The organism is Kitasatospora cystarginea (assembly GCF_039533515.1).
Lineage (GTDB): Bacteria > Actinomycetota > Actinomycetes > Streptomycetales > Streptomycetaceae > Kitasatospora > Kitasatospora cystarginea.
This window is the reverse complement of the sequence record NZ_BAAATR010000084.1, coordinates 1-12,180: the sequence shown is the minus strand read 5'-3', so window position 1 is coordinate 12,180 and position 12,180 is coordinate 1. Positions and strand designations below refer to the sequence as shown.

The window sequence follows — 12,180 nt, the reverse complement described above, 5'->3', positions numbered from 1 at the left end:
CCGTCGATATCGACGATCACCTCGCCGCCCATGTCCGGGGCCGACTCGCTGGCCAACTTCCAGGCCCGCTCGCGGACTTCGGCGCTGGCTCGGCGGATCGCCGCCAGGGCTCGGGGTCCAGCTGCGGCCAGAGTGTCGACCAGACGGGAGACGGTCGGATCGGAGGCGACTGGCCCGAACACGGTCGGCTCGGCCCGCAGCATCGCAACATCGGCCAGGCAGTCCCCGCCCAGGGCCACGGCGAGTGCGACATCCAGCAGGATCTTGCCGGGATCATGGACTGCCCGCTGCTTGCGCCAAGGTGCCAAGGCCGCCGACAACGCCGCGTCCAGCCCCGTCTTGCGGGCGGTCTCGACCAGCAGCACGGCGCCGGACTGCGAGACCGCCCCGCGGCCACCGCCCTCGACGCGGACACGCGGGTACAACCCGGTACGCTTCTTCACCTGAGGAGTGCAGCTTTCTTGACGACGACATGGACCTTAGACAAGCCCTATCGTCGCAGGTCAGCGGCACTCCTCAGTCTTTTGATCACGCCTCGGACAGCCCTGCTCGTGAAAGCGCGAGGCTAGTCCTCCTGCCCGCCGTCGGTGGGGATCATCATGCTCCGCACCCTATCGATCACGGTGTGCGACGGGGGTGGGAATGGAACAGCCGACTGATCGCCGCCTAGGGCTTGTGGGGAAGGCTGTGGGGCTTCTTCGAACGGCAGCGGTAGCCGACGCGAGGAAGGGGTGCTCGGCCTGCCGGCCGGGCGCCCTTTCTGTTTGTCCGCCAGTCCGAATGCGCGGTCCCGGGATCACGGGACCGCGCAGGAAGGGACTACTCCGGTTCGCTACGCCTCGGCGGCTTCATCCGTTAACCATTTCTCGGCGCAGCGACTGGCTGAGCCGACCGGTACCTGGATACGCCGTCATGCCCGATATGCCGGGAACTTTGCCATGGACCTCAAGGGGCTACCCGGCTACCGTTGACTCCCGTCGCCCATGGGCGAAAGAGATAGACCCCCGGCCATTGCGACTGGTCGGGGGTCTTCTTGCGGCAGTGCTACTTCACTGCCTCAATGATCAGCCGGGCAACCGCGACCATGAGCGCGGCGAGCTGCAACGAGTTTCCGCGCGCCCACCGGCCCAGCCGAATCAACCGACGTCGACCATTGGTCCGCTTCACGATGTTCCCTTCCACCACAGTGGCCGAGCCGGCTGCCCGGCCTGGTTGTGCGATGCAGGAAACCGATCGCGTAGCGACAGCAGGACGCTACGCGATCGCATCATCAGAAACCACCCCCTCCGGAGCAGAACTTGAAGCGGGGCAACCGAAGGCAACTGACGCCAAGTCGGTTGCGGGACACGGAACTCCGGCGATGAACGGATACGGCTGCCCGACTACCCCCGTATCCGCTCATCCGTGAGTGCAGGATTGCGCGTCCCGGGAGCGCAGGACGGTGTCGCACCAGTGCCAGGGGCCGAGCTCCCAGGTGCCGGCCGCGGGGTTCTCCGCTCTTGCGCACGGCGTCGTCGCCCGTGCGCAGCGCGGCTGCCCAGGTGATCAGCCTCAGGGCGTGTCGCCCTCCCATTCAGACCGGACGTCGGCGGGATTACACCGCGACCCCATCGGGAAGCGGCAGCGCTCTGTGCTCCTACCGGAACGCCGACCCGGCCGCTCTCGTCCGGCAGCAGGAGATCAGCCGTCCGCGGACGGGACGCACTTCCCCGCCCGCTCGCCCGTACCGTCACCCGGCGATGGAGCAGCTGGCCGTATCCGTCGCCGAGCCCGGTCCAGGTGGCCGCGGTGATCTCCAGGCGTAGCTGGGCGCCGCCGGGCCAGGGGCCGTGGGAGAGGAGGACGGTTCCGGTGCGGCGTAGGTGTGCGGCCAGGCGGGTGGTGGTGCGGGGCTGCAGCCAGGTGGGAGGTCGGATTAGGAGGACGGAGCAGACCGGGGCGAGGGCGGCGATGACTTCGGGGAGGTGTTCGCCGGGTTCGTCGACCAGGAGGAGGCGGTTGATGGGGATGCCGTGGCCGATGGCTGCGGCCAGTCCGAGGTCGGGCAGGTTGATGGCCGCGGACCAGGTTGCGGGCGTGGCATCCGCCGGGCCTGCCGCGAGGGCCAGGAGCAGCGACAGGTCGGTGGTCTCGGTGACGGTGCCGCGGGCCAGGCCGCCGTGCGGGAGCAGTGGGGCGAGGAGGGGGTGGACGGGGATGGTGGCGGCTTCGGCCTGGCGGGCCCGGGTCGCAGGGGAGGTCTGTTCGAGGAGCTCGGAGAGAGCGCTTGGCGACGGCGGGGGCGGGGGCGGTGGTCATGGCGTTCCCTCGAACACTGTGGTGGCGCCTGCCGAGACGGCGGCGGCGGCCGAGGGCTGTGGGATGGGGCGGATCGTGGCGGGGTCGTAGAGGAACCAGCCCCACCGCTGCTCGCGCTGGTCGTCTTCGCCCCAGCGGACGTGGGCGACCCAGACAGCGCTGCCCGGCGGTCTGCGCCAGACCGTGAGGATCCCCGACCGCCAGGCACCTGCGATGCGGATCCACACGAGTTTCCAGTCCCGTACGTCCCGGGACATGCCCGGCAGCGTCATCAGCTCGCGCGGGGCACGCTCCGCATCCCCCAGCGCCGGGGCTGGCTGGCGGGGGTGGGTGACCCGTCCCAACGAAGTTTGATCGTTCTCATCGAAGTTTGATCATCCTGTCCTCTGATTTCTTCGGGATGGATGGGCAGTACGTTCTCGGTGGGTTTGGACCCGGGACTTCAGCGGATTGGGACAGCACATGTGATGGTGTGTGACATACCGCTTTCGGAGCAATCGAGGTGGTGCGGGCCGTTCGGCCGTCACGCTGTGCTTGTTGATCACGGCTCGGGGCAGGGAGACCGCCGGTGCACGGGCTCGGCGCTCCGGCTCCCGCCGCGTCCGTCGGAAAGGGGTCTCATGTCCCACCGTCCCGGCCGCCTCAGGCGGCTCTACCGCGCGCTCGTCGTCCTGACCCTGACGGCCGCTGTCGCAGCGCCCGGCACCGTCGCCTTCGGTGACTCCCAGCGCCGCCCCCCGGGATCCCTGCGCCCGTGGGTGAAGTCCTGCGTCCGGCACCGGGGGCCGGCGGGGCTCATCGCCTGCCTCCGGGGAAAACACCCCCACCCGGGGGCGGCACAGACCCGCCAGACCCCCACCATCAGCGAACTGGCGACACCCACTGCCGATGCGGAGCCGGTCGGCATCACCGCGGGGCCGGACGACGCCCTGTGGTTCACCGAGAACGAGAACGGGGCGGACGCGATCGGGCGCGTCACGACGAGCGGCACGTTCACCGAGTTCTCCGTGCCCACCACCAACGCGGGGCCCGCCGAGATCGTCACCGGGCCGGACGGCAACCTGTGGTTCACCGAGTCGAACGTCGACAAGATCGGCCGCATCACCACCGGCGGCACGGTCACCGAATACGCCCTCCCGACCTCCGGCGCCTACCCCTGGGGCATCACCGTCGGGCCGGACGGCAACCTCTGGTTCGCGGAGCCGGGCACCGACAGCATCGGCCGGATCACCACCGGCGGCACGGTCACCGAATACGCCCTCCCGACGACCGACGCCTTCCCACTGAGCATCACCGCCGGGCCGGACGGCAACCTCTGGTTCACCGAAGTCCTGTCCGGAAGCATCGGCCGGATCACCACCGGCGGCACGATCACCGAGAACGCTGTTCCCTCACTGTTCTCCCTGCCCATCGGCATCACCGCAGGGCCCGACGGCAACCTCTGGTTCACCGACGCCGGAGCAACGCAGATCGGACAGGTCACCACCGCGGGCGTGTTCACCGGCTACGACCTCACGGACACCGTCTTCTTCCCGTTCCCCTGGGGCATCACCACCGGACCGGACGGCAACCTCTGGTTCACCGAGAACGCCAGCAACGACATCGGCCAGATCACGACCTCGGGCACGATCACCGAACTGTCGGTCCCGACCACCGATTCGAGCCCGCTGGACATCACCACCGGATCCGACGGCAACCTCTGGTTCACCGAGAACGTCCCGAGCCAGATCGGAACGGTAACGCCCTGACAGAGCCAGCGGTGTGAACAGCCAGCCGACCGGAACACCCCGCCTCCCGCCGTCGGACGGGAGGCGGGGCCGTGCGCCGGGCAGCAACCGATCGATCGGTGTAGGCGCCGCACTTCGGTGCCACCGACTTCCGACACGCCAACCTTCCAGGTGCTCTCGGTTCTCGCCGACATCTCGGGCGTCCGGCACCGGGAGGTGCCGGACGCCTCTTTGTCCGTGTGTGGAGGTGTGCTGGCGCTGATGGTCGCGTGTTCCAGCGTCAGGTCGTGATGTCAGACGCTGAGGGGTTCCCGGTGGTTGGTGGCGCGTTGGGCGGCCCGCCAGGCGGAGAACTCGCGGCTTCGGCTGACTGCTTCTTGGACAGCTTCGATGAATGGGATGAAGTGCTGGCCGGGGATGATCTTGTGCATGGTGACGATCGTGATCCAGGCCAGGTTGATGACGTCAGAAAGGTTGGGGCCCGAGTCGGGGACTTGCCTGCGTTCGAGGCCCTCATCGAAGTAGTCCTGGAATTCGCGTCGGCCGCATGGCCGGTCGGGGGCGTGGAGCTTGCGGTGCCCGTCGATGGCTGCGTCGAGAACGGCATCGAGGACGGCATCCTGTGAGGCATCGGTGAGGCCGTGGACTAGGTTCTGTCCGGCGGATCAAGGCGTCATAGGCTCCAGGGCATGCACAGCACCCTGACGGAGCACGCCCGATGCCTTTACGGCGACGAGTACCGACCCAGGCCGGCCTGCGACCAGCCTCACCACGAGCACCACTTCGTCGAGGAACTGACTTTCGCCCGAGCGGACTCGATCCTGGCCATGCTGCATGAGCTGTGCCCGCCCCCGGTCAGCGGCTACCTACCAGTCTGGGTGCGCAACCTGGCGTACCGGTTGGTGCTCCTGCAACGGCCGGACGAGCTGGCGCTGATGCGGGAGGCCGCCCTGAGCCTTGAGCTGTTCGGACCGGACTGGGACAGCATCGCGGCAGACCTGAGGCAGCGGGCCGACGAGCTGGAAGCCGGCTGAGGCGGAAAATCTGATCACGGCCTGATCCAGAGGCGGATCGAGGCCACGGTGAGCGTGCCGTGGAAGACGTAAGCGCGATTGTCGTAGCGCGTGGGTGCGGCACGGGAATGCTTCAGGCGGTTGATTGTGCGCTCGACCTCGTTCCGGCACTTGTACATCTCCTTGTCGAAGCCAGCGGGCCCGCCTCCTCGACTGCCGCGGCTGGGCTGTCGCCCCACTGCCCTTTCGCGACTAGGCCGTGTCCTGCCGATCAGCTGAGTCGTTGATACGACTATGGGGAGTAGGGATGATCTGACTGACGGCCAGTGGGAGCGGCTTCGGCCGCTGCTGCCGGTGAGTAACGGGCGTTGTGGCAGATGGCGGGACCATCGGCAGGTCATCAACGGCATCCTGTACCGGACGCGAACGGGCGTGCCGTGGCGGGACGTTCCTGAGCGCTACGGTTCGTGGAAGACGGTCCATGAGCGGCATCGCCGCTGGTCGGCGGACGGGACGTGGGAGCGCCTGCTCCAGCGGGTCCAGGCGGAGGCGGATGCCGCCGGTGGGATCGACTGGGACATCTCCGTCGACTCCACGTCGATCCGTGCGCACCACCACGCGGCCGGAGCCCGCCATGCACCGCCGGTCCTTACTGACCTCGGCGCTTCGGGGTCATGGCGGTGATAGGTCGAGGGCGAGTCCGGTCCCGGCGATGAACCCGTCCAGTGTCGTCGGCCGGTACTGCAGGCTCTTGAGCCGGTTGCGCACGAGCGCGTTGAGCCGGTCGAGGGTTCCGGCGGCGAGGTTGGCCAGGCTCCGCTCGCTCTGCGACCAGACGCCCTCCACCGGATTCAGCTCAGGGGCATACGAGGGCAGTTGGAAAACCGTCAGCCACGCGCGGGCGGCGACCAGCTGCTTCATCGCCGCCGAGATATGCGTGTTGAGCCGGTCCCAGACGAGGACGACCGGGGCCTTCAGCAGCTGATGGGCGCCGCCGACCAGCCGGATGTAGTCGGTCTCCGACAGGCTGCGTCGCTCGCCCGTGCAACCGCGGATCCGGGAGTACAGCCGGGTCCGCGCCCCGGGCCGCACTGCGATCAGGCCGGCGATGGAGACGCGGCCCGGGCTGCGGCCCGCCACCGTCACAATCGGGGTGTGGCCGCGGCGGCCCCAGGTGCGTCCGCGCGGCGACCACAGGTGCCGGCCGGCTTCGTCCTCGAAGCAGATCCAGCCGCCGGTGGCCGCCCGCGCCCTTTTATCTCCGGCCAGGTCTCTTCCCGCCAGGCGGCCACCGCCGCCTCGTTGCGTTCGACCGCCCGCCGGGCGGCCATCTGCGGGGTGAATCCGAGCCGGTGCATCAGCCGGGTCGCGCCCGAGACGCTGTAGGGGACATGGAACCGCCGGCCGATCAGCGTCGCGACCCGGGCACCGGTCCACACCTGGTCCTGATCCCAGCCGTGCGCGGCCGGCCCCTCCTCCAGCATCGCGGCCGGCTTCCCGCGCAACGCCGGGCCGAGCTTGCAGCGCTGACCGCCCGGCCCCCTGGATGCCAGCGCCGCCGTGCCACCGGCGATCCAGGCCCGCCTCCACTGGTAGGCCGACTTCGGGGCCACTCGCAGCAGCTCGGCGACCTCCGGCGCGGAGATCCCGGCCGCGAACAGCTCGGCGGCCTCCAGGCGCACCACTTCCCGTCGCGCGCGTTCCTTGGCGGTCAGCCCGCCGCCGTCCGCATACCTCATACCTACCGGTGTAGCGCCACCACCGCGCACCGCCACCCGGGCGAATCGTCACCGCCATGACCCCGAAGCGCCGAGGTCAGTAACGAGTCAGATGATCGGAGAGACGCGGCCCAGGGCGGTCTTGACGTTCACCGCACAGTTGTTGCCCGTGGACCCGTCGTAGTACAGGTGCACCCAGATGACCGCGTTGCCGGCCAAGGGTGATCCGGCTCAGCCGCAGTGCGTCGCGCCGGTGCTGAAAGTGGCGAGGACGTGGTTGTAGTTGTTGCTGCCGGAGACGTAGACGCAGTGGCCCGGGGCGTACACAGTGAGCGGTCCGGCGTACCAGCTGTAGGTGCTCTTGGCGTCGCTCTTGGCCTGACCGGCGATCGGTGTGCAGTTGTCGGACGGGCTGGTCTCCTCGCAGGCGTCCAGGGTGAGGCCGATGCCGTGCGGACTACCTGCGCCTCCCGCGGAGGTCGCCGAGTTGTACGCGCAGTTGTTTCGAGTCGCCGGGTCGTAGAACAGCGTGATCGTGGACGCCACGGTCCCCCAAGAGTCCTTCACGTCATAGGTGTCGATCACGCTCCCCGAGCAGAGCGGTTCGGCATGGGCGGCCGGGGCGGCCAGGACGGTGCCGCCGGCGATCGAGGAGACTATCGCGGCGATCGACGCGAGTTTCTTGAACATTCATGCCCTCTTCAGAACTTCGGACGGTGATCCGGTCGTCGAGGCGTCCCCGACTCGCGCCATGGTTTCCGCTGGCCGTATCGGCGCCGTATCGGCGCCGTATCGCCGCCGGGCCGGACCCGGGTGCTCTGTGCCATGGCCCGGTGATGCCGCCGCGATACCGCGGGCCCGCAGATGCCAGCCGCGATGCGGTCGAACGCGAACGGGAGTGGACCACTGCATCAGCGGATCAAGCGAACAGCCGCCCGGGTGGGGCCTTCGCCCTGGGTGTACCGACCACGGAGGCTGGTGACGGGGGTCAGAACGACTAGGCCGCGTCTCTTCGATCATCTGACTCGTTAGCTTGGTATGACTGGTCGTGGTGATCTGACGGACGAGGAGTGGGCTCGCTTGGAGCCGCTTCTGCCGGTGAGCAACGGACGTTGTGGCAGGTGGCGGGATCATCGGCAGGTGATCAACGGGGTTCTACACCGGGTGCGGACCGGGGTTCAGTGGCGCGACCTGCCCGAGCGGTTCGGTCCGTGGAAACCGTGCAGAAGAGGCATCTGCAGTGGTCAGCCGACGGCACCTGGGAGCGGTTCGAAGCCCTGAAGCTGAAGTTGGAGCAGCTTCTGCAGCAGGCGGATGTCGTCGCGGCGGTGAGCTGACCGGGCATGTGCCCGCCGTCGCCCCTTCGGGGGCGGCTTCGCTGACGGGCGGTTGTCCGTCGCGGTAGATCGCCGGCATGCGATGTGCGGATGGGGGCGGGCGCCGTTCTCCGGGAACAGCTGCTGCCACGGGGCCCGTGTCGCCACTACCTCCGCCCCTGGCAGCGGGGCGGAGGCCGGCGCGGTGGTCCGGGTCAGCCGCAGTGCGTCGCGTGGCTGTCGAAGTAACCGCTGAGGTTGTTGTAGTTGTCCATGGCCACGATGTCGATGCAATGGCCGGGGGCGTGCACGGTCAGCGGTCCCGCGTAGGAGCGGTAGTTGTCGTTGATGTCCCTCTGGCGCTGGTCGATGATCGGCGTGCAGAGGCCCGACACGTAGTCCTGGTTCGGGCTGGTCTCCTGGCAGACGTCCACGATGAGGAGCATCCGGTGCGGGGTGCCCAGGCCGCCCGCCGAAGTCGCGTAGTTGTACGCGCAGTTGTTCCCGGTCGCGGGGTCGTAGAACAGGGTGACGTGGGACGTGACAACCCCGCTGCTGTCCGGTACGTCATAGCCGTCGACGACGTTGCCGGAGCAGAGCGAGGAGGCGTGCGCGGCCGGTGCCGCAAGGACGGTGCCGCCGGCGAGCGAGGCGGCCACTGCGGCGATCGACACGAGCTTCTTGAACATTCCTGTCCCTTCGGAAAGCAGTCCGGCAGATAATGAGCCGTCATGCGCCATGGTGTCCGCACCCGGTAACGGCGCCGTATCTGTCGATCGCGCGGTCGGGACGAGTCGGGGCGAACCGGGGCCGACTGTGCCGTCGGCGATGCCACCGCGATACCGGGGCCGGCGAGGAAGAAGACCGCGGAATGTCGTCGCCTCCGCCGGGGGCGTGTGCCAGTCGACGCCTGGTTCGACGTCATGACCGCGCTCAGTGGCTCGGACCGCTCCACTGCCCTGATCTTCGCCGGTATCGCCGAGATTCCCCTGTCCGGGCTGCTGGGCACGCTCGCGGCGATGGCTGCCCGACCGCGTCACCATGGGCGCTGAGCGCGGATTGCAGCTCGGCGCTCAGAACAGCGCCAGGCCCTCACTGCTGGTGTCCGCGATGACGGGCCGGAACTGCGCGGGGACGGTGTCATGGCGGCCGGGCCCCGCAACAGCGGCCACCGCCGGGGCCGTCTCGGCCAGCCAGGTGCGGAATCGGTCGACGGCTTCGCGGTAGGGGACTTGCGCCAGGATGCGGTGCTCCCCGCTGGGACAGTAGTCCACACTCAGGGTGATCATGCAGGAGCCGGGCGCGTTGTGACTGCCCGTCCAGTCAAGATACGCCTCGGCGGTGTGAGCGGATGGAGCGATCCGAAGACCGTCCACAGCTCCAGCTCGCCCGCCAAGGCCGCGATCCGCTGCGCCTCCTCGCGCAGGACGTCCCACGCGGCGCCGGTCCAGTCCGCCGGCACTCCGGTCCCGTCGGGGCCGGTCGCCACCACGCGCTTGTGCGGGTAGACGAGAGCGCCCTCCGGGAACTGCACGAGCCGCGCCCCCGCCTCGGCGGCCTCCCGCATCAGGGCTCGAACCTCCGCACCCGCCGCCCGGATCGCCGTCCGGTCCCCCGGATCCTCGGGCACCGTGCTCTGTGCCACCGCCAACCGCAACGCCCTACTCACGCCGGGAGCGAACTGGGCGTCGCCGCCGGGCTGCGGCTCGCCGGCCAGCCGCGCTCCGTCGCCTTGGTGCCGGGTCACCGCGCGGCCCAAGCCGGGCAGGCGGGCTCGTGCCAGGTCGTCCGTACGACTTGGCCGCCGGGCAGCAGGTGCTCGCTGCTCCAGGTCCGGCAGCACAACGCAGGCCGATGCGGCCCGGGCTGCGCCGTGGGCCCGGTGGCCGTGACCTGGCGGGCGGGCGAAGGCGCAGCTGCGGGCTTGCTCGCCCGGGGTCGGCGGCGCTCAAGGCGCAGCGCGCGCTGGAGGGCGAGGTCGTGGTCTGGGTCGTAGCGCTTCGTCAGGGTGCCGGCGGTCAGGTCGCGCGCCGAACCGGCTGTCAGAACGTCGGCGCCTGGGGCGGCTGGTGTGCGTCATGGGACGTCAGATTCCGGCCGTTCGTCGGCGAACGCCACAAGGTATCGAGGACATCCCCCTAGGAGCCCCCCGAAAGATCATGGAGGACCCCATGACGACGTACGATCCCGCGCCCGCTCCGCCAGCTGCGGACCGGCTCACCGTCCTGCCCACCCCCCAGGCGATCGTCGCCCCGCAGGGCGGCCGTGCGCAGCGCGGCATCACCAGGGAACGTGCGGGGTCGCGTCAGCTGTGCCTGAGCCGCTTGGTCATCCCGCCGCTCACCACCGAGCAGGCTCACCTTCACGCCGACCACGAGAGCGCGATCTACGTCCTCAGCGGCGAGATCGAGGTCCGCCACGGGCCCGAGCTGGCCGAGGTCACCGTCGCCCGGGCCGGTGACTTCGTCTACATCCCCCCCCCCCCCCCGAGCGTGCCCCACCAGCCGATCAACCGGAGCCCGACCCAGGAAGTCGTCGTCCTGGCCGCGCGCACCGATCCGACGACGTCGAAAGCCTGGTCCTGCTGCCCGACCCCCGGGACTGACCCCACGCACCGACAAGCGGCTCGGCATGATCTGGTCCGTCTCGGACGCGCGGTTCGAGGCCGGCCTCGACTGGGCGCGGGTCTGGGCGAAGGAACACGGCGGCTCGCTGGCGGCACCCACGCGGGCGGCCGTCGGCGGGTACGCCATCGGGGCCGGGCTTCGGGCCGCCGCCGAGGTGCCCGAGGGCAAGCCGGGCGCGCTCGACCCACAACGGCGGGCCGCGCTGGAGGAGATCGACCCGTGGTGGGCGCCGCGGTGGCCGGTCGTCTGGCAGCGCACCTACGCCGTCGCGCGGCAGTGGTGGCTGGAGTCCGACGGCCGCGTCGACTGGGCGCAGCTGCCGGCGGAGACCGCGTTCGAGGGCGAGCAGCTCGGCCGATGGGTCCGGGCGCAGCGAGCCGGCTGGGCCGAGCTCGACCAGGAGCAGCGGGACCTGCTCGCGGCGCTCGGCATCACCGAGGACGTCGAGCTGGCGGCCGCGCGGGCGGCTGCCGCGGCGAAGCCGAAGGTGTCGCGGGCGGACCGGTTCGCGCAGGGCCTGGCGGCGCTGGCGGCGTTCGTCCAGCGAGAGGGCCACGCACGGGTTCCGAGGGCTCACAAGGAGGACGGGACGTCGCTGGGCACCTGGCTGAGTGCCTGTTTCTGATCCCTGACTCTGAGTAATCTGGAGTCATACGCTGACGTCATGTCCGAGGAAGCTGGGCGGGTCGGAGTGCGGAGGTGCGGGGCCTGTCGCGAGCGGTTGAGGCCAGGAGCGCGAGCCCACGCGGAGTTCTGCTCGCCGAGGTGTCGTTCCAGGTGGTGGCGGGTGCGTCGTCGGCTGCGGAAGCGGGTGGCGGCCGAGCGGAGTGGTGCCGGCAGGGCCGAGTGTCCGGTGTGCAAGGACACCTGGGTGGTCGGGGTGGACCGGCGCTCGGATGCCGTGTACTGCTCGCGGCGGTGCGTGGTGAGGGCCTCGCGGGCGCGAAAGAAAACGTTCGCTGATCAGGCACAGTAACCGCTCCACGAACGGTTCCTTCGGTCGCCTTTGCCTCAACTTCAGTCATTTCGCAGGGACTTGTTGTGATCAGTGAGTGTGCGCACTGACTCTCGGTGACGAGAGCGGGCCGCATCCCGGCACGGCCAACGGCCGTGCCCGGCCCGCGGGTTGGTGGTGACATCCCATGCCCCAGGAGATCGAGAAGACCGAAGACAAGATCGGCTGTGTCAGCTCCGAGCGGTACGCGGAGATCGTGGCCGAGCTGCGGAAGCTGGTGGAGACGACCAGCCGCGCGCAGTTCACGATCGGCGACTGCGCGTTGGAGGTCGAGCCGATAAGTACCTGAACCTGACCGTGAAGACCGTGAGCCGACCCAAGAATGCGGTCGGGTTCGTTGTCCTGCCTCGTCGCTGGGTGGTCGAGCGAAGTCTGGCCTGGATCATGCACGCCCGCCGACACGCCAGAGACTACGAACGGCTCATCCAACACGCGGAGTCGCTGATCACTTGGGCGGCAATCACGC

The 12,180-nt window shown here is 69.5% G+C and carries 13 protein-coding genes and 5 pseudogenes; 10 read left to right on the top strand and 8 right to left on the bottom strand.

Annotation, left to right across the window (positions count from 1 at the left end; translation table 11 throughout):
- Together ABD369_RS39045 and ABD369_RS39040 are read right to left on the bottom strand one after the other, a co-directional pair.
- A partial coding sequence (locus ABD369_RS39045; protein WP_344641399.1) for a transposase occupies nucleotides 1-443 on the bottom strand: 443 nt, incomplete at its 3' end.
- Between the two features lie 1,851 nt (nucleotides 444-2,294).
- Nucleotides 2,295-2,642 (bottom strand): hypothetical protein, encoded by a 348-nt coding sequence (locus ABD369_RS39040; RefSeq protein ID WP_344641398.1) that lies wholly within the window; start codon nucleotides 2,640-2,642, stop codon nucleotides 2,295-2,297.
- A gap of 276 nt (nucleotides 2,643-2,918) precedes the next feature.
- Here ABD369_RS39040 and ABD369_RS39035 point away from each other — a divergent pair, with 276 nt between their 5' ends.
- The 3 genes from ABD369_RS39035 (at nucleotide 2,919) to ABD369_RS39025 (ending at nucleotide 5,059) form a co-directional block, all read left to right on the top strand.
- A complete protein-coding gene (locus ABD369_RS39035; protein ID WP_344641397.1) occupies nucleotides 2,919-4,046 on the top strand; it encodes a Vgb family protein in 1,128 nt (375 codons plus the stop codon).
- A gap of 248 nt (nucleotides 4,047-4,294) precedes the next feature.
- Entirely contained in the window at nucleotides 4,295-4,651 is a 357-nt protein-coding gene (locus tag ABD369_RS39030) for a hypothetical protein (RefSeq protein WP_344641396.1), read from the top strand.
- A gap of 63 nt (nucleotides 4,652-4,714) precedes the next feature.
- Entirely contained in the window at nucleotides 4,715-5,059 is a 345-nt protein-coding gene (locus tag ABD369_RS39025) for a hypothetical protein (RefSeq protein WP_344641395.1), read from the top strand.
- 14 nt (nucleotides 5,060-5,073) lie between these two features.
- Here ABD369_RS39025 and ABD369_RS39020 read toward each other — a convergent pair.
- Nucleotides 5,074-5,259, bottom strand: a pseudogene (locus ABD369_RS39020) (IS5/IS1182 family transposase); the annotation flags it as partial.
- Between the two features lie 73 nt (nucleotides 5,260-5,332).
- On the opposite strand from ABD369_RS39020, the pseudogene ABD369_RS39015 reads away from it, so the two are divergent.
- Nucleotides 5,333-5,683, top strand: a pseudogene (locus ABD369_RS39015) (IS5 family transposase); the annotation flags it as partial.
- 27 nt (nucleotides 5,684-5,710) lie between these two features.
- Here ABD369_RS39015 and ABD369_RS41470 read toward each other — a convergent pair.
- Nucleotides 5,711-6,777, bottom strand: a protein-coding gene (locus ABD369_RS41470; protein ID WP_425557881.1) for an IS630 family transposase whose coding sequence is annotated in 2 segments (ribosomal slippage) — nucleotides 5,711-6,292 and nucleotides 6,295-6,777 — 1,065 coding nt in all. Because the reading frame shifts where the segments join, the coding sequence is not laid out codon by codon here.
- A gap of 210 nt (nucleotides 6,778-6,987) precedes the next feature.
- Nucleotides 6,988-7,446 carry a hypothetical protein gene (locus tag ABD369_RS39000; protein WP_344641393.1) on the bottom strand — a complete coding sequence of 153 codons (459 nt, stop codon included), beginning with the start codon at nucleotides 7,444-7,446 and terminating at the stop codon, nucleotides 6,988-6,990.
- Nucleotides 7,447-7,794: 348 nt separating this feature from the next.
- Between ABD369_RS39000 and ABD369_RS38995 the strand changes: the two are divergent.
- Nucleotides 7,795-8,024: pseudogene (locus tag ABD369_RS38995) on the top strand (transposase); the annotation flags it as partial.
- Nucleotides 8,025-8,287: 263 nt separating this feature from the next.
- Here the strand turns inward: ABD369_RS38995 and ABD369_RS38990 are convergent.
- On the bottom strand, nucleotides 8,288-8,761 hold the full coding sequence (locus ABD369_RS38990; protein WP_344641392.1) for a hypothetical protein: 474 nt from the start codon (nucleotides 8,759-8,761) through the stop codon (nucleotides 8,288-8,290).
- Between the two features lie 234 nt (nucleotides 8,762-8,995).
- On the opposite strand from ABD369_RS38990, the gene ABD369_RS38985 reads away from it, so the two are divergent.
- Nucleotides 8,996-9,124: a hypothetical protein gene (locus ABD369_RS38985; RefSeq protein ID WP_344641391.1), complete on the top strand. Its 129-nt coding sequence runs from the start codon at nucleotides 8,996-8,998 to the stop codon at nucleotides 9,122-9,124.
- Nucleotides 9,125-9,145: 21 nt separating this feature from the next.
- Here the strand turns inward: ABD369_RS38985 and ABD369_RS38980 are convergent, their stop codons facing one another.
- A complete protein-coding gene (locus tag ABD369_RS38980) occupies nucleotides 9,146-9,361 on the bottom strand; it encodes a hypothetical protein (protein ID WP_344641390.1) in 216 nt (71 codons plus the stop codon).
- Entirely contained in the window at nucleotides 9,358-9,741 is a 384-nt protein-coding gene (locus ABD369_RS38975) for a hypothetical protein (protein ID WP_344641389.1), read from the bottom strand. The genes ABD369_RS38980 and ABD369_RS38975 overlap by 4 nt, the downstream gene beginning before the upstream one ends.
- A gap of 409 nt (nucleotides 9,742-10,150) precedes the next feature.
- Here ABD369_RS38975 and ABD369_RS41465 point away from each other — a divergent pair.
- The 4 genes and pseudogenes from ABD369_RS41465 to ABD369_RS38960 form a co-directional block, all read left to right on the top strand.
- Nucleotides 10,151-10,603, top strand: a pseudogene (locus tag ABD369_RS41465) (cupin domain-containing protein); the annotation flags it as partial.
- 100 nt (nucleotides 10,604-10,703) lie between these two features.
- Nucleotides 10,704-11,324, top strand: coding sequence for a helicase associated domain-containing protein (locus ABD369_RS38970; protein WP_344641388.1), 621 nt, complete (start codon nucleotides 10,704-10,706; stop codon nucleotides 11,322-11,324).
- Between the two features lie 517 nt (nucleotides 11,325-11,841).
- Entirely contained in the window at nucleotides 11,842-12,003 is a 162-nt protein-coding gene (locus tag ABD369_RS38965; RefSeq protein WP_344641401.1) for a hypothetical protein, read from the top strand.
- Nucleotides 11,988-12,180 (top strand): annotated as a pseudogene (locus ABD369_RS38960) (transposase); the annotation flags it as partial. The gene ABD369_RS38965 and the pseudogene ABD369_RS38960, both read left to right, overlap by 16 nt.

Bases quoted from the DNA above. Each gene is read 5' to 3' on its own strand.
- ABD369_RS39035 (WP_344641397.1), top strand. From the start codon at position 2,919: ATGTCCCACCGTCCCGGCCGCCTCAGGCGGCTCTACCGCGCGCTCGTC.
- ABD369_RS39025 (WP_344641395.1), top strand. From the start codon at position 4,715: ATGCACAGCACCCTGACGGAGCACGCCCGATGCCTTTACGGCGACGAG.
- ABD369_RS39000 (WP_344641393.1), bottom strand. From the start codon at position 7,446: ATGTTCAAGAAACTCGCGTCGATCGCCGCGATAGTCTCCTCGATCGCC.
- ABD369_RS38990 (WP_344641392.1), bottom strand. From the start codon at position 8,761: ATGTTCAAGAAGCTCGTGTCGATCGCCGCAGTGGCCGCCTCGCTCGCC.
- ABD369_RS38985 (WP_344641391.1), top strand. From the start codon at position 8,996: ATGACCGCGCTCAGTGGCTCGGACCGCTCCACTGCCCTGATCTTCGCC.
- ABD369_RS38980 (WP_344641390.1), bottom strand. From the start codon at position 9,361: ATGATCACCCTGAGTGTGGACTACTGTCCCAGCGGGGAGCACCGCATC.
- ABD369_RS38970 (WP_344641388.1), top strand. From the start codon at position 10,704: ATGATCTGGTCCGTCTCGGACGCGCGGTTCGAGGCCGGCCTCGACTGG.
- ABD369_RS38965 (WP_344641401.1), top strand. From the start codon at position 11,842: ATGCCCCAGGAGATCGAGAAGACCGAAGACAAGATCGGCTGTGTCAGC.